This window comes from Ruegeria sp. CDSC045 (assembly GCF_059610725.1).
Window position 1 is genome coordinate 152,341 of sequence record NZ_JBXWOE010000005.1, and the last position, 22,865, is coordinate 175,205.

The 22,865-nt window shown below is 57.4% G+C and carries 21 protein-coding genes; 12 read left to right on the forward strand and 9 right to left on the reverse strand.

Translation table 11 applies throughout. From position 1 onward, the window contains the following. The first annotated feature begins 4 nt into the window (after nt 1-4). From hisD to AC2FH6_RS11370, 9 genes are all read left to right on the forward strand, one after another. Nucleotides 5-1,345, forward strand: a complete 1,341-nt coding sequence (gene hisD, locus AC2FH6_RS11330; RefSeq protein WP_496702211.1) for a histidinol dehydrogenase — start codon at nt 5-7, stop codon at nt 1,343-1,345. A 79-nt stretch (nt 1,346-1,424) separates the two neighbouring features. Beyond that, nucleotides 1,425-2,489, forward strand: coding sequence for an ester cyclase (locus AC2FH6_RS11335; protein WP_496702626.1), 1,065 nt, complete (start codon nt 1,425-1,427; stop codon nt 2,487-2,489). 1 nt (nt 2,490) lies between these two features. Continuing rightward, entirely contained in the window at nt 2,491-3,258 is a 768-nt protein-coding gene (locus tag AC2FH6_RS11340) for an SDR family NAD(P)-dependent oxidoreductase (protein ID WP_496702628.1), read from the forward strand. Next, entirely contained in the window at nt 3,258-4,277 is a 1,020-nt protein-coding gene (locus tag AC2FH6_RS11345) for a LacI family DNA-binding transcriptional regulator (protein ID WP_496689182.1), read from the forward strand. Before AC2FH6_RS11340 ends, AC2FH6_RS11345 begins: the two co-directional genes overlap by 1 nt. Continuing rightward, nucleotides 4,274-5,248: a nuclear transport factor 2 family protein gene (locus AC2FH6_RS11350; protein ID WP_142639913.1), complete on the forward strand. Its 975-nt coding sequence runs from the start codon at nt 4,274-4,276 to the stop codon at nt 5,246-5,248. The genes AC2FH6_RS11345 and AC2FH6_RS11350 overlap by 4 nt, the downstream gene beginning before the upstream one ends. Before the next feature lie 150 nt (nt 5,249-5,398). Next, on the forward strand, nt 5,399-6,361 hold the full coding sequence (locus AC2FH6_RS11355) for a cupin domain-containing protein (protein WP_281972845.1): 963 nt from the start codon (nt 5,399-5,401) through the stop codon (nt 6,359-6,361). 58 nt (nt 6,362-6,419) lie between these two features. Continuing rightward, entirely contained in the window at nt 6,420-7,544 is a 1,125-nt protein-coding gene (locus AC2FH6_RS11360) for a cobalamin-independent methionine synthase II family protein (protein ID WP_496702630.1), read from the forward strand. Next, the gene (locus AC2FH6_RS11365; RefSeq protein WP_496702632.1) at nt 7,541-8,236 is read left to right on the forward strand and encodes an alpha/beta fold hydrolase; all 696 of its coding nucleotides are present in this window, start codon (nt 7,541-7,543) and stop codon (nt 8,234-8,236) included. The genes AC2FH6_RS11360 and AC2FH6_RS11365 overlap by 4 nt, the downstream gene beginning before the upstream one ends. Next, nucleotides 8,233-8,928, forward strand: coding sequence for an RraA family protein (locus AC2FH6_RS11370; RefSeq protein ID WP_496702634.1), 696 nt, complete (start codon nt 8,233-8,235; stop codon nt 8,926-8,928). Before AC2FH6_RS11365 ends, AC2FH6_RS11370 begins: the two co-directional genes overlap by 4 nt. A gap of 110 nt (nt 8,929-9,038) precedes the next feature. On the opposite strand, the gene AC2FH6_RS11375 is transcribed toward AC2FH6_RS11370, so the two are convergent. Genes AC2FH6_RS11375 through ugpB form a run of 5 tightly spaced genes read right to left on the reverse strand, consistent with a single transcriptional unit; the run spans nt 9,039 to nt 14,139 of the window. Continuing rightward, nucleotides 9,039-9,974 carry a glycerophosphodiester phosphodiesterase family protein gene (locus tag AC2FH6_RS11375; RefSeq protein WP_496702637.1) on the reverse strand — a complete coding sequence of 312 codons (936 nt, stop codon included), beginning with the start codon at nt 9,972-9,974 and terminating at the stop codon, nt 9,039-9,041. Continuing rightward, complete coding sequence (gene ugpC / locus AC2FH6_RS11380) at nt 9,974-11,029, reverse strand: sn-glycerol-3-phosphate ABC transporter ATP-binding protein UgpC (RefSeq protein WP_496702639.1); 1,056 nt, start codon at nt 11,027-11,029, stop codon at nt 9,974-9,976. The genes AC2FH6_RS11375 and ugpC overlap by 1 nt, the downstream gene beginning before the upstream one ends. 3 nt (nt 11,030-11,032) lie before the next feature. Then, nucleotides 11,033-11,869, reverse strand: a complete 837-nt coding sequence (ugpE, locus tag AC2FH6_RS11385) for a sn-glycerol-3-phosphate ABC transporter permease UgpE (RefSeq protein WP_496702423.1) — start codon at nt 11,867-11,869, stop codon at nt 11,033-11,035. Between the two features lie 20 nt (nt 11,870-11,889). Continuing rightward, on the reverse strand, nt 11,890-12,771 hold the full coding sequence (ugpA, locus tag AC2FH6_RS11390) for a sn-glycerol-3-phosphate ABC transporter permease UgpA (protein ID WP_142639899.1): 882 nt from the start codon (nt 12,769-12,771) through the stop codon (nt 11,890-11,892). Between the two features lie 57 nt (nt 12,772-12,828). Then, nucleotides 12,829-14,139, reverse strand: coding sequence for a sn-glycerol-3-phosphate ABC transporter substrate-binding protein UgpB (gene ugpB / locus AC2FH6_RS11395; protein ID WP_496702641.1), 1,311 nt, complete (start codon nt 14,137-14,139; stop codon nt 12,829-12,831). 181 nt (nt 14,140-14,320) lie between these two features. Between ugpB and AC2FH6_RS11400 the strand changes: the two genes are divergently transcribed. Beyond that, complete coding sequence (locus AC2FH6_RS11400; protein WP_496702643.1) at nt 14,321-15,226, forward strand: LysR substrate-binding domain-containing protein; 906 nt, start codon at nt 14,321-14,323, stop codon at nt 15,224-15,226. A 239-nt stretch (nt 15,227-15,465) separates the two neighbouring features. Next, nucleotides 15,466-17,445, forward strand: a complete 1,980-nt coding sequence (locus AC2FH6_RS11405) for a bifunctional 2',3'-cyclic-nucleotide 2'-phosphodiesterase/3'-nucleotidase (RefSeq protein WP_496702644.1) — start codon at nt 15,466-15,468, stop codon at nt 17,443-17,445. Between the two features lie 117 nt (nt 17,446-17,562). Here AC2FH6_RS11405 and AC2FH6_RS11410 read toward each other — a convergent pair whose 3' ends face one another. The 4 genes from AC2FH6_RS11410 to paaG are packed head-to-tail and all read right to left on the reverse strand — an operon-like array spanning nt 17,563 to nt 20,711. Beyond that, on the reverse strand, nt 17,563-18,159 hold the full coding sequence (locus tag AC2FH6_RS11410) for a TetR/AcrR family transcriptional regulator (protein WP_496691524.1): 597 nt from the start codon (nt 18,157-18,159) through the stop codon (nt 17,563-17,565). 3 nt (nt 18,160-18,162) lie between these two features. After that, complete coding sequence (gene paaK, locus AC2FH6_RS11415) at nt 18,163-19,473, reverse strand: phenylacetate--CoA ligase PaaK (protein ID WP_142639891.1); 1,311 nt, start codon at nt 19,471-19,473, stop codon at nt 18,163-18,165. 24 nt (nt 19,474-19,497) lie between these two features. Continuing rightward, on the reverse strand, nt 19,498-19,923 hold the full coding sequence (paaI, locus tag AC2FH6_RS11420; RefSeq protein WP_142639944.1) for a hydroxyphenylacetyl-CoA thioesterase PaaI: 426 nt from the start codon (nt 19,921-19,923) through the stop codon (nt 19,498-19,500). 2 nt (nt 19,924-19,925) lie between these two features. Continuing rightward, nucleotides 19,926-20,711 (reverse strand): 2-(1,2-epoxy-1,2-dihydrophenyl)acetyl-CoA isomerase PaaG, encoded by a 786-nt coding sequence (paaG, locus tag AC2FH6_RS11425; RefSeq protein WP_496676838.1) that lies wholly within the window; start codon nt 20,709-20,711, stop codon nt 19,926-19,928. 103 nt (nt 20,712-20,814) lie between these two features. Here paaG and AC2FH6_RS11430 point away from each other — a divergent pair, with 103 nt between their 5' ends. Next, nucleotides 20,815-22,848: an FAD-dependent oxidoreductase gene (locus AC2FH6_RS11430; RefSeq protein ID WP_496702646.1), complete on the forward strand. Its 2,034-nt coding sequence runs from the start codon at nt 20,815-20,817 to the stop codon at nt 22,846-22,848. Nucleotides 22,849-22,865 lie beyond the last annotated feature (17 nt).

Genomic DNA, 22,865 nt, shown 5'->3' on the forward strand with positions numbered 1-22,865 from the left:
GACAATGGCTATCGAATATCTGAAAAGCGGCAAACCCGAGGCCGACCGGGCCGAAGATGACGCCAAAACCCGCGCTGTCGTTGAAACGACTCTGAAAGACATCGAAACCCGCGGTGATGCGGCAGTGCGTGATCTGTCGGAAAAGTTTGACAATTACTCGCCGGAAAGCTTCCGCCTGAGCCAGGAACAGATCGACGAGCTGATCGCCTCATTGACCGAACGCGAGCTGGCCGACATCAAGTTCGCTCAGAAACAGGTGATAAACTTCGCCCAGGCGCAGCGCGACTCAATGCTGGATATCGAGGTTGAAACCTTGCCGGGCGTCATCCTCGGCCACAAGAACATCCCGGTGCAGTCCGTTGGCTGTTATGTTCCTGGCGGTAAATTCCCGATGGTTGCGTCGGCGCATATGTCGGTTGCGACCGCTAAAGTCGCGGGTGTGCCTCGCATCATCGCCTGCACGCCGCCGTTTCAGGGCAAGCCCAATGCGGCCGTGATCGCTGCCATGTATCTGGGTGGGGCGCATGAGATCTATGTCATGGGTGGTATCCAAGCGATTGGTGCCATGGCGATCGGTACGGAAACCATTGATCCGGTCCACATGCTGGTCGGCCCCGGGAACGCCTTTGTGGCAGAAGCCAAACGGCAGCTCTTTGGTCGCGTTGGCATCGACCTTTTTGCGGGCCCGACCGAGACCATGGTCATTGCCGACGAAACCGCTGCCGATGCCGAACTTTGTGCGACCGACTTGTTGGGGCAGGCCGAGCATGGCTACAACAGCCCGTGTGTTCTGGTCACCAACTCGCGCAAGCTGGCCGAAGAAACGCTGAGCGAGATCGACCGTATCCTCGGTATCCTGCCTACCGCCGGAACCGCAAAAGTCAGCTGGGAGGAGTATGGGGAAGTCATTGTCTGCGACACTTATGACGAAATGCTGCAAGTTGCCGATGATATCGCCTCTGAACATGTGCAGGTGATGACCGACCGTGACGACTGGTTCCTGGAAAACATGACCAGCTATGGCGCGCTGTTTCTTGGGGCGCGGACCAATGTTGCAAACGGTGACAAGGTGATCGGCACGAACCACACGCTGCCGACCAAAAAGGCTGGACGTTATACCGGCGGTTTGTGGGTCGGCAAGTTCATGAAAACTCACAGCTACCAGAAGGTTGTTACCGACGAGGCTGCGGCAATGATCGGCGAATTCGGCTCACGCCTGTGTATGCTGGAAGGCTTTGTCGGCCATGCCGAGCAATGCAATATTCGCGTCCGGCGTTATGGGGGTATCAACGTACCTTACGGCGAAGGTGCGGCTTATCGCGAGGCTGCAGACGCGTCCTCATAAGAGTGAGGTCATTGCTGCAGAACTTGCGCTTGGAGTTTGCCCGGGCGCCATGGGTTTTGAAAGAAAAGCAGAGAAAACAATGCGAGATTTCGCAATGGACACACATTCTACCCATAAGGCCCTGATCGCGCCATTGCGCGAAGCCATGTATAACTTTGACGAAACCGGCGTCCGAGCTGCACTGCAGGCGGTGATTGCGCCCGATGCCGTCATCCACATGCCCCATCCATTCGGCGACCTGACCGGGCCGCAGGAACTCTATGATGCCTGCTACACACCGCTTTTGAAATCCATGCCCGATCTGGAACGCCGGGATTGGATTGTGATGGGCGGGCCGACGCAACATGGTGATGATTGGGTCTGCTGTGGCGGCCACTACGTAGGCACCTTCGTCGCCCCTTGGTTGGACATCTCGCCGACCGGGCATCTGACCCATATGCGGTTCCACGAATTCTACCGCTTCGAAAATCGCAAAGTTGTCGAAATCCAGGCACTCTGGGACATTCCCGAAGTGATGATGCAGGCGAAGGCCTGGCCGATGGCCCCGTCTTTGGGGCAGGAGTTCTGTATTCCCGGCCCGGCGACGCTGGACGGTATCGTGCGGGGCCCCTGGGATGAGGCAAAATCGAAGGCCTCCTGCGAGCATATCGTTTCCATGCTTGAGCATCTGGAAAAGCATCCCAGTCAGGGTGGCCCCGAAGTGATGGAGATGGAAAGGTTCTGGCATCCGCGCATGAACTGGTACGGGCCCGCCGGGATCGGCACCGGGCGCGGCATTGCAGGGTTTCGCAACTGGCACCAGATCCCTTTCCTGGGTGGCATGCCGGACCGAGGCAAATACGCCGACGAGATCACCTTTCATTTCTTTGGTGACGGTGATTATGCAGCTGTTACCGGCTGGCCGGACATGATCCAGACCATCACTCATGACGGCTGGATGGGTATCGCCCCTTCTGGCCAGCGCATCACTATGAGATCGTTGGATTTCTGGCGATTGGAAGATGGCCTGATCCGGGAGAACTGGGTGTTGGTCGACCTGCTGGACGTGTACCGGCAACTGGGCGTAGATGTCTTTGCCCGCCTGCGCGAATTCAACAAAGCGCGTGTCGCAGGTGAAATTCCATACCCAGTCGGCGAGGTCTGATATGCTCAATTTTCCCAGCACCCCCAGTTTCAGTCTAGGCGGCAAACGTGCGCTAGTCGCCGGGGCATCGTCGGGCATAGGTCTGGCCTGCGCCGTAGCGCTGGCAGAGCATGGGGCCGAGGTCACATTGGCGGCGCGCCGCGCAAGTGCGTTACAAGAGATAGCCGATCAGATGACTACCAAGGGATGGTCTGCCAAGGTGCTTGAGATGGATGTCACCGATGTCGCAGGAACTGCCGCGGCTGTCGCCGAAAACGGACCGTTTGACATCCTTTTGAACTCGGCAGGGTTTGCACGTCATAGCAAGGCGGTCGAAACGGTGCCCGAAGATTTTGACTCGGTCATGAACGTCAATGTCCGGGGGGCCTATTTCCTAACCCAAGCCGTTGCCAAAGGGTTGCTTGAGGCCGGGAGTCCCGGATCGCTGATAAATATCTCAAGCCAGATGGGCCATGTCGGCGGGCAGGAACGCGCGGTCTATTGCGCCTCCAAGTTTGCGGTCGAGGGCTTTACCAAGGCGATGGCGCTGGAATTCGGGCCCGCAAAGATCCGTGTCAACACGATTTGCCCGACTTTCATCCTGACGGATTTGTCCCGGCCTACATTCGCGGACCCGACCAAACGGGCCTGGATTTTGGACAAGATCAAGCTGGGCCGCCCGGGAGAGATTGAGGATATTATGGGCGCGGTAGTGTACCTGGCATCAGAGGCGTCGGCTTTGGTTACAGGAACAGCAATGTTGGTGGACGGAGGCTGGACGGCAGACTGATGGTTACTCAGAAAGTTACATCGTTGGACGTTGCCCGGCTGGCCGGGGTCAGCCAATCTGCCGTTAGCCGGGTCTTTACGCCTGGTGCATCGGCCTCGCAAAAAACGGTCGCGAAAGTGCGCAAGGCAGCGGATGAACTGGGATATCGGCCAAATTTTCTGGCCCGTGCGGTGGTCTCGGGCAAAAGCCGGATCATTGGACTTGTGGTCGCCTATCTGAACAATCAGTTCTATCCTGAAGCGTTGGAAAAGCTGACAAACAAGTTGCAAGAGCGCGGCTACCACGTGCTGGTCTTCATGGCGTCGCATCAGGCCGGCAACATAGACAACGTGATCGAAGAAATACTGGATTTTCAGGTTGACGGGATTATCGCGGCTTCGGTGGCTTTGTCGTCGGATCTGTCGGATCGTTGTCTGGCTGCCGGTGTGCCGATGGTGCTGTTTAACCGGGTTCAGGACGACCCGGCCATGTCGGCGGTCACCTCGGACAATATCGCGGGTGGGCGCAAGGCTGCCGAATTCCTTTTGGCCGGGGGGCATAAAAAGATCGGGTACATCGCCGGGTGGGAAGGCGCGTCGACCCAGCGCGACCGCGAAGCAGGTTTCAGGGCCGCCTTGCATGATGCGGGGGCGGAACTGCATGCGCGCGGCGTTGGTAACTTCACCAGCGAACAGTCGCGGGCGGCAACGCTGGAGATGTTTGCCTCGGACCCGCCCGACGCCGTTTTTGTGGCCAATGACCACATGGCTATTGCAGTGATGGATACCCTCAGATTCGAGTTGGGCCTAGGGATTCCCGAAGATGTTTCGGTTGTCGGATATGACGATGTGGCCGTTGCAGCATGGCCAACCTATAGCCTGACCACTGTACGACAGCCTGCAAACCGTATGGTTGCCGAAACAGTGGACATTTTGCTGAGCAAAATCGAAGGGCCCGATGTTGGTCCGCACCGGTTGGAAATAGATGGACCGCTGATTGTTCGCGGTTCTGCACGTATACCTGAAGGATGGAAGACATGAAGGGATTTGACCCGAAATTCAAAGATTTTCCTGACTATATTATTGGGATCACAAAAGAAATCTGGGAAGATCGGGGCATTGCCACGCTGCACCATTACTATGCACCCGATATCGTAGTTCGATCCCCGGGGTCAGTTGTCGTTGGCAATCAGGGCGTCATTGCCGCTACCATGGCAACGCTTGCCGAGTTCCCCGACCGCACATTGCTGGGTGAGGATGTGATTTGGTCCGGCACACCGGAAGAGGGCATGCTGTCCTCGCACAGGCTTTTGTCGACTGCGACCCATCTGGGAGACGGTGCCTATGGGAAGGCTACCGGGAAAAAGCTGGTTTACCGTATCCTTGCTGACTGTCACGCCATCAACAACCAGATCAACGATGAATGGCTGATCCGCGACCAGGGTGCGATTGTCCAACAGATGGGTTGGGACCCAAAAGAATATGCCCGCGATCTGATCGCCCGCGAAGGCGGCCCAGAGGCTTGCGCCCAGCCTTACACGCCGGCGAATGATCAGCCTGGACCTTACAAAGGGCGTGGTAATGACAATGAATGGGGTCAGAAGTACGCCGACATTCTGAACCGGGTCATGTCTGCAGACCTGAGCGTGATCAGTGCCGAGTATGACCGCGCCGTGCAATCGGAATATCCGCGCGGCACGACTGGTCACAGCTGGGCTCCGGTCGATCGCTTTTGGATGGGGCTTCGCGCCTCTTTCCCGAATGCCGAGTTCAAAATTCAACATCAGATCGGTCGCGACGACCCAATGATGCCGCCCCGCGCCGCGATCCGCTGGTCGCTGCATGGCAAGCATGATGGATGGGGTGTGTTCGGCACGCCGACGGGGGCCGAGGTCTTTGTGCTGGGTATTAGCCACGCCGAATTCGGCCCCTGGGGCCTGCGCCGTGAGTACACTCTGTTTGATGAAACGTCGGTCTGGAAACAGATCCTTTTGAAAACCGGTGATCTGTAAATGTCGCATCGTCTCTCAAATCTGGAGGCTGGGCAGGCCCTGCGGCGTTTTCACGCCCACCGGGCCAGCCTGCGTGCCCGGCGACTGAACAACCGCCCGCCTGGTTTCGGAGTTTGACCGCAGCGAACTCCAACCAAAAGGAAGACAGAAATGAGTACCATCCAAAGCCGCATCGTCCGTTATGGCGAATTGAAACCCTGTAAAACCGCGTTCATCGACGCCCATACCCCGGGGTCAGATCAAAAGGAAAACTTCACCATCATCGGCGGGGGCGTATCTGAAAGCCCCGACCAGCATGTCCACATCACCGATAAGATCGGTTTCAACATCGGTGCCGCAGGCCAACCGCCGAGATGCCGGAACTCTCTGCATAGCCACACCACGGCCGAAGTGTTCTTTGTCGCCAAAGGCCGTTGGCGGTTCTTCTGGGGCAGATACGGATCGGCTGGTGAGTTCATTGCCGAAGAAGGAGACATCTTCAACATCCCGACCGGTATCTTCCGCGGGTTTGAAAATGTGGGGCAGGACTATGGGATGATCATGGCGGTCCTTGGTGGTGACGATGCCGGGGGCGGGGTCACCTGGGCGCCACAGGTTATTCAGGATGCGCAGGCCCATGGCTTGATGCTGGGAAACAATGGGGTTCTTTACGACAGCAAAAAAGGGGAAACGCTGCCGCATAACGTACAGCCCATGCCCTTGCTGACTGAAGAGCAGTTGAAAGCCTATCCCGAGGTCCCCGTCGAAAATGTGATTGGCAATTACGTGGCCCGCTATTGGGATTTGATGGCGCTGTCATCAAACAAGCCTGCCGTTGTGATCGGTGAAAACGGCCTAATCAAGGACAAGCCGGGTTTCGAGGTTGATTTCCTTGGTCGCGGCTCGTGCGTATCTGATCCGGTCAAAGCCGAAAAGCCTGTAGTCTTGATGCCAGCCAGTGGCCACTGGCGGATTACGATTGAGGATGTCGAAACAACCCTGACAAATGGGGATACCGCATTGGTTCTGCCCGGCGAAAGCTATGGCGTCACGCCTTCGATGACCGGTGACGCGGGGCTCTATCGCGTTACCGCAACCGAAGATCCGGCCGGTACAACTTGGACAGGTGCATGAAACAAACTGCGCTGCCTTCCGGGCGGCGCAGATTAGATTTGCAGAGGGAGAAGAAGGAATGACCCGCATTTCAACCACACATGTAGGGAGCCTTCCGCGTAGTCAGGAGGTCGTGGATTTCATCTTTGCGCGCGAGCGTGCAGAGCCATTTGACGCGGCTGCGTTTGATGCCTGTATGACCTCGGCAGTGTCCGAGACAGTGCGCAAACAGGTCGAAGCCGGGGTCGATATCGTATCGGATGGCGAGACGTCGAAGATCTCATACGCCACCTACGTCAAAGACCGCTATACCGGCTTTGACGGGGACAGCCCGCGCAACGCGCCAGCGGATCTGAAGATGTTTCCCGGCTTCCTTAAACGCCTGGCTGATGATGGTGGTACGCCACAATATGCGCGCCCAATGTGTGTGGGTGAGGTGCGGTCAAAAGGGCAAGGTGAACTGCAAAAAGACATCGACAACCTCAAGGCCGCCATGGCCGCGCATGGTGTCGAGCGTGGTTTTATGAACGCGGCCAGCCCGGGTGTCATCTCACTGTTTCTGCAAAATGATTTCTACCCCACACGTGAAGCCTATCTGGCTGCACTCGCCGATGCGATGAAGCAAGAGTACGAAACCATTGTGGGGGCCGGTCTGGATCTACAGCTGGATTGCCCCGACCTGGCCCTGTCTCGCCATATGCTGTTCTCTGACCTTTCGGACGAAGAATTTGTCAAAGTCGCCAATTTGCATGTTGAGGCCCTGAACCACGCATTGCAGGACGTTCCCGCTGACAAGGTGCGCGTCCATATTTGCTGGGGCAATTACGAAGGACCGCATTGTTGCGACATTGGAATGGACAAAGTGTTCGGCACGCTGATGTCGACCAAATCCCGCTATGTCCTGTTCGAAACCTCGAACCCCCGTCATGCGCATGAATGGACGGTGTTCCGTGACCGCAAAGCCGAAATACCTGAGGACAAAGTGCTTGTACCTGGCGTTGTCGACACCACGACAAATTTTGTCGAACATCCGGAACTGGTCGCCCAACGTATTGAACGGTTTTCGAATATTGTCGGCCGCGAAAGAGTGATCGCGGGCTCGGATTGCGGATTTGGCACTTTTGCCGGATTTGGTGCGGTTGATCCTGATATCGCCTTTGCCAAGCTTGGATCTCTGGCCGACGGGGCTGCATTGGTCACATGAAACCACTTGTAATGTTGCCCGGCATGATGTGCGACGCCCGGCTTTTTGCCCCGCAGATCGCGGCGCTTTCGAGCAGCAATCCTATCCTCTACGCGCCGATTGGGGGGCATGACACGGTGCAGGCTTTGGCCGCCGAAGTGTTGTCTTATGCGCCCCCGCGCTTTGTCCTTGCGGGTCTGTCCATGGGTGGCATCGTTGCGATGGAAATAATCCGGCAGCAACCGCAGCGCGTCGTCAGCGTGGCGCTGATGGATACCAACCACTTGGCCGAACGGGATGACGTCAAAGGCATGCGTGGTCCACAAATCGCTTCTGTGTCCAGTGGGGGCTTGGGCCGGGTCATGGCCGAGGAGATGAAACCAAACTACCTGACCGATGGCCCGAACCGCGAGGCAATTCTGAACCTGTGCATGGATATGGCCTTGGGTCTTGGACCGGATGTTTTTATCAACCAGTCCAAAGCATTGCGAGATCGCCCCGACCAAAGCGATACCTTGCGCAGCTATCCCGGACAGGCCCTGATCCTGTGCGGGAAAGATGATGCTCTGTGCCCGGTTTCGCGACACGCCTTGATGCATGAACTTCTGCCCAACAGCTGTTTCGAGGTCATCGAACAGGCGGGGCATATACCTACACTTGAACAACCCGAACGGACGACAGCGGCTCTGTGCCGTTGGCTGGAGGCACTATGAAAAAACCCTTACTGGACTTTTTGAAATCCGTCGACACCCCCACCGTTTGCAATGCGATAGAAGTGGCGCAAGGCAAGCGTGGGTTCGACAATTTCACGCGGGGCACAATGCTGTGCTCGGATCCCGATGCGGGGGCAATGGTCGGCTATGCCAGAACCGCGAAAATCGCGGCAGTGAACCCGCCTGAAGACCCCCCCGAGGTGATCCGTCAGCGCCGGATGGATTACTACCGGCACATGGCAACGGGCACAGGCCCGGCTGTCACGGTTGTCGAAGATTTGGATTTCCCGGACTGCATCGGTGCTTATTGGGGTGAGATCAATACCACGGTCCACAAAGGGTTTGGCATCAGCGGTGCGTTGACCAACGGCGTGATGCGGGATCTGGGCGATTTGCCGGATGGGTTTCCGGTTGTGTCGGGCTCGGTCGGTCCAAGCCACGGGTTCGTGCATGTCAAAGAGGTGGGCACCCCGGTGACCATCTTCAGCCTCTCGATCAAGGACGGGGACCTGGTGCATGCGGACCGGCACGGCGCTTTGGTGATCCCGCCCGAAGTGGTGGACAGCCTGGAACAGGCGATCCGCAAATTGCTTGAAACCGAAAAGCTTATTCTTGGCCCAGCACGCGCGTCAGAGTTCGATTTTGAAGCCTTTGAACAAGCATGGGCGGCGTTCGAATCCTCGCGCACGTAGTGCAGCAACAACCGCGCGGCCCAGCTATAGACTAACCCGATAGCGAGGCGATGTGATTCTGAATGGTCCCGTCATTAGCGATGGAGATCGTGTCGGAAATCGCGGCTGGATCACACCCATCTCATGCCCAAATCCGACAGATGCCTTTGAACCCGTCCAGGATAGTCCGAGACGATGGCATCAACGCCCAGATCAATCATCCTGCTGATTTCCGCCGGTTCATTGACCGTCCATACGGCTACGCAAAGCCCAAGTTCTTTGGCAACCGCGACGTCCTCAGATATCACATCTGCGAAATACGGACACCAAAGCGCGCCGCCCGCTTGCTTGACCATTTGCGGGATTTTTTCGCTTTGGCCTCGAAAGTCCGGACAAACGGCCTTGGAGGAATCCTCGCCAACGTCATCGGCATTTTCGGGAAGCTGCGTCAGGTAAGATGACGGCATGCCAGGTGCCTGCCGCTGACAGACTTCCAACAGGGTCCAGTCAAAGCTGTGCAGCAACACGCGATCGGATAGGCCAGCGGCCCGAACCTGCTGTACCACGCGTTCGACAAAGCGGTCCAGATAGGCCGCGTCATGGGCCAGATCCGGATCAGATTTCAGTTCGAGCATCAGATTGGCTTTGCTGTATTCCGGCCGATTGATCAGATCCAGAAGGTCCTGCAGCTTTGGCACGCGAACGCCGTCCAGTTGGGCCTGATCGGGGAACCGTCGACCATAATCCGAGTGTCCGTCCAAGCGCCCGATTTCGAACTGTTGAATCTGGTCGAAGGACAGGGATGAGACTTTGGGTTCTTTTCCGGTCAAAAACTGACCGCTGGCATCCCGAAAGGTCGGCGCGTGCAGCCGATGGTTATGGGTTATGACAGGCACATCATCCGCCGTCAGCACCACGTCAAACTCAAGAAGCGGAACCCCGATGGACAGCGTAAAATCGAAACCGATCATGCTGTTTTCGGGCAGGACGCCGCGTGCCCCCCGGTGCCCTACTACACGGATCAGGTTTTTACCGCCGCGAAACGCCTCGACCTGAGGGAAAGGCATCAGCCCTCGAGCCTTATGCCAGAGGCCGGGTCAAACAGATGCATATGCTCTGGCGCAACAGAAAAACGCATATTGGGATGACGGCCTTCGATCGGATGAACACCCGGAAGGCTGATCGTGATTGCCGCGCCAGAGCCTGACACCTGACCGTGCAACAATGTATTCGCCCCCAGTGGTTCAGCTATCTGAACTATGACATCGAAGGGCCCGTTTTCATCAAGGAACAGATGCTCTGGCCGTATGCCCAATTTGAACGGGCCATCGGGCCCGTCCGAGGGGCCAATCTCGGTATCGTTGATCCTGATCTTTCCGCCCTGGCGCTCTGCATCAAAGGTATTCATCGCCGGGCTGCCGATGAATTGCGCAGCGAACAGCGTCCGCGGCGTCTCATAGACCTCAAGCGGAGTGCCGATTTGCTCGGCAATACCACCGTTCATCACGATCATTCTGTCGGCCATGGTCATGGCCTCGACCTGATCATGGGTCACGTATAGCGAGGTGATACCCAGCTTTTCTTGCAGTTCGCGGATTTCCAGGCGCATCTGGACACGCAGCTTTGCATCCAGGTTTGAGAGCGGCTCATCAAACAGGAACACGGCAGGTTCACGGACAATAGCGCGGCCCATGGCAACCCTCTGGCGTTGACCGCCTGAAAGCTGACGGGGCTTGCGGTCAAGCAGCGGCTCAAGCTGCAACAGCTTAGCGGCCTCGGTCACCTTCTGGTCAATCTGAGCCTTGGGCAATCCGGCGATTTTCAAACCATAGCCCATGTTCTGGCGTACCGACATATGGGGGTACAGAGCATAGTTCTGGAACACCATCGCAATGTCCCGGTCCATCGGCTCCTTGTCATTGGCGCGCTCTTCGCCAATCCGGATTTCGCCGGATGTCACAGTCTCAAGCCCGGCCACCATCCGCAGCAAAGTGGATTTGCCGCAGCCGGAGGGGCCCACGATCACGATAAACTCGCCATCCGCGATATCGACGTCGATGCCATGAATGACGTCCGTCGGGCCAAAGCTCTTTTTGACGTTCTCAAGAGATACTGTTGCCATTTCTTATTTCTCGCTATCGACAAGGCCGCGGACAAAAAGCTTTTGCATCGACACCACCACAAGGACCGGTGGGATCATTGCCAGGATCGAGGTTGCCATGATCGTCGGCCAATGGGCAAAATCATCGCCCGAGGGGAACATCTGTTTGATGCCCATCACGATGGTGTTCATTTCGGGGTCGGTCGTGATCAGCAGCGGCCAGAGATATTGGTTCCACCCATAGATGAACAGGATCACGAACAGGGCCGCGATGTTGGTTCGGCTCATCGGGATCACGATATCAATAAAGAACCGCATGGGGCGGGCGCCATCCACCCGCGCGGCCTCGGCCAGTTCGTCCGGGATGGTCAGAAAGAACTGGCGGAACAGGAACGTGGCCGTGGCCGAGGCGATCAGCGGAAAGATCAGCCCCGAATAACTGTTGAGCATACCAAACCCGGCCACCACCTCGAAGGTCGGGACAATCCGCACCTCAACCGGCAGCATCAGGGTCAGGAAGATCAGCCAGAAAAACGTGTTTCTCCCGGGAAAGCGGAAATAGACGATGGCAAAGGCTGACAGCAGCGAGATGACGATCTTGCCCACGGCAATGCCAATCGCCATCACCAGGCTGTTGAACAGCATCGTTGCGACCGGGACGTTCACGCCGGAAAACAGGGCCGCCTTGTAATTCACCCAGAACTGATCACCTGGCACAACCGGCATCGGGGGCGAGATGATATCGGCCTGAGTAACGGTCGAGGCTACAAAGGCCAGCCAGATCGGGAAGAAGATGATCAGAACGCCAAGGATCATAAACGCATGGGTCAGCCACAGGCCCGCGCCACGTTTCTCGACCATACCATGTTGTTGGGCCGCCATCAGTAATGCACCCTCTTCTCAACATATTTGAACTGGATCACTGTCAGCAGGCCGACAACCACCAGCAGGATGACCGACTGGGCCGAAGACGACCCCAGATCTTGGCCCACAAACCCATCGGAAAAGACTTTGTAGACCAGGATGGTTGTGGCTTGTTGCGGACCCCCTCCGGTGATCGTGTGGATCACGCCGAAAGTTTCAAAGAAGGCATAGACAATGTTCACGACCAGCAGGAAGAACGCGGTCGGCGACAAAAGCGGCAGTACGATGGTAAAGAACCGGCGCCAAAAATGGGCCCCATCAATCGCCGCTGCTTCGATGACCGAGCGGGGCACGGATTGCAGCGCCGCAAAGAAGAACAGAAAGTTATAGCTGATGCGTCCCCAGGCCGAGGCGACAACGACCAGCCCCATGGCTTCGGCATCGTTCAGGACGTGGTTCCAGTCATAGCCGAGCTGGCCAAGATACCATGCGACCACACCAACGCGGGTGTTGAACATGAACAGCCACAGCACACCCGCCACCGCTGGGGCAACGGCGTAGGGCCAGATCAACAAGGTCCGATACACGCCCGAGCCCTTGATCAGACGGTCTGCGATGACAGCCAGGAACAAGGCCGGGATCATCGAGCACAGGGTCACAAGCGTAGAAAACACCGCCGTCGTCACGAATGAGGCGCGGTAGTATTTATCGCTCAACAGGAATTCGAAATTGCCCAAGCCCACGAACTGAGATGACAACCCGAACGGGTCGGGAATGAACAGCGATTGCCAAACGGCCTGACCAGCAGGATAGAAAAAGAAGACGGCGGAAATGATGACCTGCGGGGCGATCAGCGCAAGCGGCAGCAGCCAGCCGCGAAAAATGACGCGTTTTTCCATTCTATTGGCCCACCAGAGTAGAATGCGGGCCCAACGAGGCCCGCATCAGATTACGACTTATTGATTGGCGGATTCGAACCGGCGCAGCAGCGCGTCGCCGCGTTCCTTCGCACTGTCCATCGCCTCTTGGGCGGTCTTTTCACCGGCCCAGATGGCCTCAAGCTCTTCGTCGATGATGCCACGGATCTGGTCGAACGATCCCAGACGCAGACCTTTCGAGTTTGCCGTCGGCTCTTTCGCGGTCATCTGGATGACGGCGATGTCAGTGCCCGGGTTTTCGTCATAGAAACCAGACGCTCGGGTCGCCTCACCTGCCTCGGTAGTGATGGGCAGATAGCCGGTGTTCTGGTGCCAGGCCGCCTGAACGTCAGACGAGGACAGGAAGCTGAGGAACTCGCCGACGCCTTTGTATTCATCGGCCTCGTGACCTTCCATGACCCACAATGAGGCACCACCGATGATGGTGTTCTGCGGCTCGGCCGTGACAGCTTCCCAATAGGGCAGCGGGCGCACGTCGAAATCAAACTCGGCTTCGGCTTTGATCCCGGCGTATCCCGCCGAGCTTTCGGTGAACAGGGCGCATTCGCCGGACCGGAAGTTCGCGCCACCTTCGTTGCGGCGGCCCGTGTAGATGAACTTGCCGTCCTTGGCCCAGTCACCCATCGCGGTCAGGTGTGCAACCTGGGCCGGACCATTCAGCATCAGCTCGGTATCCAGACCGGCAAAGCCGTTATCCTGCGAGGCGAAGGGGACGTCGTGATAGGCTGACAGGTTCTCAAGATGAATCCAGCTTTGCCATGCAGTGACCAACGGGCAATCTTCACCACCGGCCTTGAGCTGCTCCAGCGTTTCCCCGACCTTTTCCCAGGTCGACAGATCGGTGTCAGGATCAACGCCCGCCGCTTCGAACGCATTGCGGTTGACCCAAAGAACCGGTGTTGACGAGTTGAAGGGCAGGGACAGCATGTCGCCATCCGTGGTCGTATAATACCCTTTGACCGAGCCGACATAGGCGTCCGGATCAAATGACGCACCGCTTTCGGCCATCACCTCATAGACCGGTTTGATCGCGCCCTGGGCCGACATCATAGTTGCGGTGCCAACCTCGAATACCATCAGGATCTGCGGTTGTTCACCGGCGCGGAACGCGGCGATGCCTGCATTCAGGGTTTCCGAATAGTTGCCCTTGTGGCTTTCAACCACGACATATTCATCCTGGCTGGCGTTGAATTCTTCAACCTGAGCTTTCACAAGCTCACCCAGGCGGCCGGTAAAGGCATGCCAGAACTGAACTTCGGTTTGCGCCATTGCCGCGATCGGGGACAAGGCTGTCGATACGGCAAGAGCGCCAAGCAATTTCGTTTTCATGATTCCTCCCATGCATCAAAGGCGATGCTTCGTTGAATACCGAGCGCTACGCGTAATCGGCACACATGACGATTTCACGACGTTAACGTCACAGAAATATAATTCAAGCCTGATTTTCTGGCAAAAAATATAATACGATGTTATGAACTGACCGAGGTTTGCAGCAAAAGCAGGACGCTCCATGAGCCAAACCCTGAGAATTAGGCAGCTTGAGGCACTTATGGCGGTGACCGTCAATGGCTCGGTCACGGCTGCCGCATCCGATCTGGGTGTCAGCCAGCCTGCGGTCAGCAGGTTGCTTTCAGATTTGGAAAAATCGCTGGGGTTTCAACTGTTCGACCGCCGCGAAGGTCGGTTGGTTCCGACGCAGGAAGTTCGCTATCTGCAACCTAGCGTAGAGCGCGTGTTGGAATTGATGCGGCAGATCTCGGATGTCAGTCAGGACATCACGCAACGCAAAGCCGGGCATATTCGCGTCGCCTGCCTTCCTGGCTTCGCCACCAGTCACTTACCAGACGTTGTTGCTGGATTTCTGAGCGACCGGCCTGGTGTCACCATGACGATAGAGCCGGATAGGCCCGAGCGTATCCTGGAGTGGATGATCGGCGAGCAATATGATTTCGGAATCACAGATGGGTTTAATGGCCACCCGGCTGTCGAAAGCACCCATATTGATATCCGCACAGTTTGCGTCTTTCCCGCAGGCCATGCGCTGGAAGACCTTTCGACCGTGACACCGGCAGATATTGCCGATCAGAAGATCATCCACACCCGGCGCGACAGCGACTTTTTCGTGCGCCTGTCGCGTGCATTTCAAAACTCGAATGTCGAACTGAACTCGCATATCGAGGTTCGGCAATTCACGGCCGCTTGCGAATTGGTGGTGAAGGGCGTTGGGGTGTCTGTCGTTAGCGAACTGGACGCAGTACAATATCAGAACAGGGGGTTGAGCTATCGGTCTTTCAGGCCATTTCTGCCTCATACGCTGTCGCTGGTGCGACCGGTTTTGAAGCAACCATCGCTGGTCACGCTGGAATTCATAGAACAGTTCAGCGACAGCCTTGGACCTTTCATCGCCGATCCTTAGCTGGATACAGCCGAAAGCGTTGCCCGATTGATTGCCTGAACGCGGCTTTGGGCATTGGCAAAATTTTACAAAAATCGAATTGAGACCCCGGGATTGCTTTACGCGCCCTGAAACTTGTGGGCAAACTGACTTGGTTCATGCCCAGTTCGACGCGTGGCGGGACCTGCCAGCCAGTGTCACACCACTGTTTCGCAGGGCCTGCACAAGTCGCGTCGACAAACGAAAATGAAAGGTGTCACATGCCATTTTCCAACCCCAGCTTGATGTCCCGCCGTCAGTTCCTTGCGACCACCACCGCCAGCGCCGCGGCCATTACACTTCATCCTTTTTCTGCGGCGGCTGCCAATAATCAGGCGCATTTACGGATAATGGAGACGACGGACATTCATGTGCATGTCTTCCCTTATGATTATTACGCCGACAAGCCTCGCGACACGGTAGGCCTGTCCCGCACCGCTTCGATCATCAACGGCATCCGGTCCGAGGCGACGAATTCTCTGCTGGTTGATAACGGAGACTTTCTGCAGGGCAACCCAATGGGCGATTACATCGCCTATGAGCGCGGGATGAAAGAGGGCGACAGCCACCCGATTATCACCGCCTTCAACACAGTCGGTTATGACGCCGCCACATTGGGCAATCACGAATTCAATTACGGTTTGGACTTTTTGGAAAAGGCGCTTGCTGGCGCGGATTTCCCGGTTGTACTGGCCAACGTCGCAAAGGAACAGGGGGCAAACCCGCGTGAGGATAAAACGCTGGTCAAACCCTATGCGATTCTCGACCGCGAGATTGAAATGGGCGATGGCAGCAAACACCCGATCAAGGTCGGCGTCATTGGGTTTACGCCGCCGCAAGTCATGAACTGGGACCGCAAGCATCTCGAAGGCAACGTGCAGGCCCGCGACATTGTCGAGACAGCGCAAGCCTATGTGCCTGAGATGAAAGAGCAGGGTTGCGACTTGATCATCGCGCTTTCGCATTCGGGGATTGGCGATGCCGACCATTCCGATGGTATGGAAAACGCCTCGGTTGTGCTGGCTGGCGTTGACGGGATTGACGCGCTGGTGACCGGTCACAACCACCTTGTTTTCCCGTCCGAAACATTTGCCGACCGTCCCGGTATTGACGTTGCAAAAGGGACGTTGATGGGCAAACCCGCCGTCATGGGCGGGTTCTGGGGATCACATCTTGGCCTTCTGGACCTGCTGCTGGAGCGCGATGGGAACGAGTGGCGTGTGGTGACCACAACGTCTGAGGCGCGCCCGATTTCGGTTCGCAACGAAGATCGCTCGATCACGGCGCTGGTCGAGGATGATCAGGCCGTGCTGGCCTCGGTCGCGAAAGACCACGACGAAACACTAGCCTATGTGCGCCGAGCGGTCGGCAAGACGTCGGCCCCGCTGCACAGCTATTTCGCGCTGGTTGCGGATGATCCATCTGTACAGATCGTGTCGATAGCGCAGAAATGGTACGTCGAAGAGATGATGAAGGGCACGGAACATGAAGGCCTGCCCATATTGTCAGCCGCGGCGCCTTTCAAGGCCGGCGGTCGTGGTGGCCCGGAGTATTACACCGATGTCCCGGTGGGTGACGTGGCAATCAAGAACGTGGCCGACCTTTACCTTTATCCCAACACCGTCCGCGCCGTACGGGTGAACGGAGCGCAGGTCCGAGGTTGGCTGGAGCGGTCTGCCGGGATGTTCAATCAGGTCGAACCGGGCGCAAGCGACGCGGTCCTGCTGAACCCAGAGTTTCCGTCCTATAATTTTGACGTGATGGACGGCGTCACCTATCAGATCGACCTGTCCCAACCATCGCGGTTTGGACCCAAGGGTGAAGAGGTCAACCCTGGCGCGGCCCGGATCGTGGACCTTGCCTTCAATGGTTCTCCGGTCACGGATGATATGGAGTTCATCATTGCCACCAACAATTACCGAGCGTCCGGTGGCGGATCTTTCCCCGGCGCGATGGGCGACACGGTTGTGTTCGAGGCGCCGGACACCAACCGCGACGTGATTGTCCGCTATATCGTCGAACAGGGCACGATTGACCCCAAAGCAGATGCCAACTGGTCGTTTGCGCCGCTGGACGGCACCACGGTCCTGTTCGAAACAGGCCCGAAGGCGCGTGACTATATGAGTGACGTCAAAGGTGTTTCGATCGAGGATGTCGGTGAGGGCGCAGATGGTTTTGCGGCCTTCCGCATCCAGCTGTAACAGATTGAAAGCAGGCTTATCCCCCTAATTTCTGACCCAATGGTATGGATCGGAGTTGGGGGGTGAGCCTAAATTATTCTGTCAGGCAACTGTCCTGCGAAGCGGCCCGTCCTGGGTCTAGAGTTTGCGTATTCCGTGGAGCGTTAGGGTGCTGACCAAATCAGCGTAATCCTCACGTGCTTTGGTGCCCGCGCCGGAGTTCCACATGTAATACCAGTTCAGCATGCCAAAAACTGACATCGTGGCGCCGCGCAGCTTGTCCTTGTCATCGCCGAACGACTCCGGGGACAGGTCTTTCAATATGTCCCGCACGACATTCACCAGATCCAACTGATACCCGCGCAACAGCTTTTGCTGATCGTCGCTCAGGGCGTTCATGCCGCTGATCTGCACCCGATGTTCATCATCCGCGCCCTGATAGGCGAACAGGATTTCACGCACGGTCTTTCGCAGCCTTTCTTCGGGCGTCAGGCCCGTCAGATCAACCTCGCAGATGCGATCGCGCAGCTCACGCAGATAGGTTTCGAGGATGTCATACAGGATGGCATCCTTGCTGTCGTAATAGTGGTAGATGTTCGCCTTGGAGATTCCGCACTCATTGGCCAAAAGGGTCATCGAAGCGCGATCAAACCCCTGGTCGGCAAACACTTTGGCTGCCGTTTTCAGGATTTGTTCCCGCTTTTGGTCGTGGTCTTTTGCGATTGTCCGGGCCAAGGCTTAATCCTTATCGCGGTTGTCGATGACGCGCTTCGCCTTGCCCTGAGAGCGTTCGACGTCGCCCGGCTCACCTACAACAATTTCTGTTGAAACTCCAACGATGTCCTTGATGCGTTTGGTCAGCATCCGGGCGGCCGCCGTCTTGGACATTTCATCGGTAGATCCCGGAGAGGCTTCGACAAAGACCCGCATGGCATCCATCCGGCCGGATTTATACAGCTCGACCTGGTAATAAGGCGCAAGGCCTCCGGTCGCCATGACCTGTTCCTCGATTTGGCTGGGAAAGACATTGACGCCGCGCAGGATCATCATGTCGTCGCTGCGGCCGGTGATCTTGGCCATGCGACGCATGGAACGGGCCGTTCCGGGCAGCAGGCAGGTCAGATCGCGCGTGCGATAGCGGATCATCGGCAGCCCTTCTTTGGTCAGGGTGGTAAAGACCAGCTCACCAGTTTCACCGTCGGGCAGTACTTCGCCGGTGGCGGGGTCGATGATTTCTGGCAGAAAGTGATCTTCCCAGATCACTGGGCCATCCTTGGTTTCGACGCATTCGCTGGCAACGCCGGGCCCCATGATCTCCGACAGGCCATAGATGTCGACCGCATGCATGTCGAATGCAGCCTCGATTTCCGAGCGCATCGCGTCGGTCCAGGGCTCGGCGCCGAAGATACCAACCTTCAGAGAGCTTTCGCGCGGATCAAGGCCCACCTTATGGAATTGTTCGAGGATGTTGAGCATGTAGGATGGGGTCACCATGATCCCATCGGGTTGAAAATCTGTGATCAGTCCAACCTGCTTTTCGGTTTGCCCGCCACCCATCGGAACGACGGTCGCCTCTAGACGTTCGATGCCGTAATGCGCGCCCAGACCCCCGGTGAACAGGCCATAGCCATAAGCGTTATGCACGATATCGCCCTTGCGCAGACCTGCGGCCCGCAGCGACCGAGCACCCAGATCGGCCCAGTTGTCGATATCGCCTTTGGTATAGCCCACAACGGTTGGCTTGCCGGTTGTCCCGGATGAGGCATGCAGCCGAACCAGTTGGCTGCGCGGCACGGCGAACATGCCGAACGGGTAGTTGTCACGCAGGTCGTTCTTGTAGGTGAATGGAAATTTCGAAAGGTCAGATAACTGTTGCAGGTCATCTGGATGCACGCCGGCATCGTCGAAGCGCTGGGTGTATATCGGCACGTTTTCGTAAGCGTGACGCAGGGACCATTTCAGACGCTCCAACTGGGTGGCGCGGATTTCGTCAACCGAGGCGATCTCGATCGGGTCCAGGTCAGCTTTGTTAGGGGACAGGTCCTCCATCGCGTTACTCCTTCGGTCGCGAAGCTATTCTTGAAAATTCGTGCCACCAATCGCGCGGGACATGCCGCGGAATTCGGCGACCACGTTGCTGTCTTGATTGGTGACGCGCACGTCATAGATGCCGCTGCGGCCCGTAACCGAGACCTCGGTCGCGGTGGCCGTCAGGCGATCCCCCAGCTTGCCGGGGGCGAGATAGCTCATCATCGTGTGCTGGCCAACGGTCGCGTGATTACGGCTGTTGCAGGCAAAGGCGAAGGCGCTGTCGGCCAGGGCATGGGTCACGCCGCCATGGCACATGCCGTGCCCATTACAGTGATGCGCAACGACGGTCAGCGCCAGAACTGCGCAGCCTTCGTCCACCTCGACAAGCTCCATGCCAAACCATTTGCTGGCTTCGTCACTCGCCCACATCGCAGCGGCTGATTTGCTGGCACGTTCCTTTGGTGTCATCGTCATTTACCCTGAAAATTGGGCGCGCGCTTTTCAAGAAAGCTGGACACGCCCTCGGCATAATCCGCGCTTTCGCCGCAGATTTTCATCGCATCAGCCTCGAGTTCCAGATGATCGGACAAAGAGGTCGTCGCCGCTGCTTGGATACAGTGTTTGGTCTTGCCCAACCCAAGGGTCGGGCCATTGGCCAGTTGATCAGCCAGCCTACGAGCCTCTGCTAATAGCTGATCGTCGGGTATGGCTTTCCAGATCAGGCCCCAGTCTTCGGCCTGTTTGGCGGGCAGCGGCTGTGCGGTAAAGGCCAGCCCTTTGGCGCGCGCCTCGCCCAAAAGGCGGGGCAGGTGCCAGCTGCCGCCAGTGTCCGGTATCAGGCCGACCTTGGAAAAGCTCTGGATGAATTTCGCGCTTTCCGCTGCCAGAACCATGTCGCAGGCCAGTGCCAGATTGGCCCCGGCGCCGGCAGCGACACCATTCACCGCGCAGATGACAGGGCAGTCCAATGACCGGATCAGCCGCACGAGGGGGGCATAGAAACTGCGGACGGTCTTGCCCAGATCCGGTGGCCCGTCCATTTTCGACGGATCGCGGTCACCAAGGTCCTGACCGGCACAAAAGCCACGCCCGGCGCCCGTCAGCAGCACTGCCCGCGCGCCTGTATCGCGCGCGGAATTCAAGGCAGTCTGAAGCGCATGATGCATGTCTTCGTTGAACGAATTCAGCTTGTCTGGACGGTTCAACGTAATCTCGACCCAGTTCCCGTGATTTTCTACAAGAATCGTATCGCTCATCACTGCCTCGGCCGGTATCGTTTCAACTTTATGATTGCATTAACCGAACGGTTGGTCAATATATAAACGCAAGCCGAATCTGAGCAAATCAAAGGGATGGGTTATGGCAAAATCGCCGGTGGTGAGCGTTGAGCGGAAGGGTGACGTTGCCTGGGTAACGATCAACAATCCGCCAGTGAACGCGACATCCGCTGCGGTGCGTCAGGGGTTGGCCGACGCGGTAGGTGCCATCAAAGGCGCGCGCGTGGCTGTCCTGCGATGTGCGGGTAAAACCTTTGTTGCCGGTGGCGATATGACAGAGTTCGACGCCCCACCGGTTGAGCCACATCTGCCTGACGTAGTACAGATGATCGAAGACAGTGAAGTTCCCTTTATCGCCTGCATGCACGGTACTGTTCTGGGCGGCGGGTTCGAGATTGCCATGGCTTGCGCTTGGCGCATTGCCGCGTCGGACACCAGATTTGGTCTGCCAGAGGTCAATGTCGGCCTGATCCCCGGGGCAGGGGGCACCCAGCGTATTCCCCGTCTTGTGGGGATGGAGGCCGCGATTGACATGGCCTGCCGGGGCAAGATCCTGACTGCAGAAACGTTACTAGGGCTGGGTGGCCTTGATCTTGTCGCTGAACAGCCTGAGGCTGCCGTTGAGGCCTTTGCGGCCAACCTGCCGCAGCGACCAGTGCCAGTCAGTCAGCGTAGCCTCACCAGCTTTGCACCGGACCTGATAGAGGTTTCGCGCGCGGAACTTTTGAAACGGTCAAAGGGTCAGCAATCTCCGCTGGAAAATCTGACGGCATTGGGGTGGGCGACCGAACCCTTTGCCGATGCCTTGCCAAAAGAGCGCGTCCGCCATTTGGCCCTGCGCCAAGGTGCCGAAAGCCGAGCCCTTCGCCATGCTTTCTTTGCCGAACGGAGCGTGTCCAAACCTTCTTTGATCAGAGGCGTAACCCCGCGCGACATTAGCCGTGTCGCGGTGGTCGGCGGCGGTCTGATGGGGGCTGGGATTGCAACCGCCGCCCTGAATGGGGGGTTTTCTGTCACGTTGATTGAGCAGAACGCCGAAGCCGCTGCGGCGGCCTTGGGGCGTGTTAAGGGCCTGCTCGAAGGCGCCGCCAAACGGGGAAAGCTGACTGAGGCGCAGATGCAGAGCCGCCTGAGCGCCTTTCGCGCCGTTGACAGCTATGCCGACGCACGGGATGCGCAACTGGCCATTGAGGCGGTGTTCGAGGACATATCTGTCAAACAGCAGGTTTTCGCGGAACTCGCCCGGCATATGGACACAAACGCAATTCTTGCCACCAACACATCTTATCTGGATCCAAACCAGATTTTCGCCGGTATCGACAGTCCGGCCCGCTGTATAGGTCTACATTTCTTCAGCCCAGCCCATGTCATGAAACTGCTTGAAATCGTACATACCGGGCATTCGGACCCAGAGGTCATCGCCACCGGATTTGCGTTTGGCAAAAAGCTGGGCAAAGTGGCGGTCCTATCGGGCATTTGCGATGGCTTTATCGGCAATCGCATGCTGGCCGCCTATCGGCGCGAGGCTGATTATCTTCTGGCAGATGGTGCGCTGCCTTATCAAGTGGATCAGGCCATGCGCGACTTTGGTATGCCCATGGGTCCGTACGAATTGCAGGATCTGACCGGTCTTCAGATCTCATGGGCCAATCGCAAGCGCAATGCCGCAACACGCCCACCGGATGAGCGCTATGTCTCTGTGGCCGACCAGCTTTGCGAGATGGAGCGTTTCGGGCAGCGGTCCGGAAAAGGCTGGTATAGTTATGATGACGGCGACCGTACGCCGATCCGTGATACACAGGTCGAGGCTTTGATCGAAGCCAACTCGGCTGAACATGGCATCACCCGGCGCGCGTTTACGAGCACCGAGATTTCGTCCCGTTTGATCGCGGTACTTGCGAATGAGGGCGCATTGATCATCGAAGAGGGTATCGCCGAAAACGCGATGGCCGTGGATATGGTCCAGATCCATGGCTACGGATTCCCGCGCTGGCGCGGGGGGCCGATGAACTATCGGGATGAAATTGGGGTGCAGGTGTCGCGGGGAATAATGGAGACCGTCGCCTCTGAAAGCCCCGGGTCTTGGAGGATTGCGGGGCAGACCACATCACCATGACTATTGATGGTTACAAA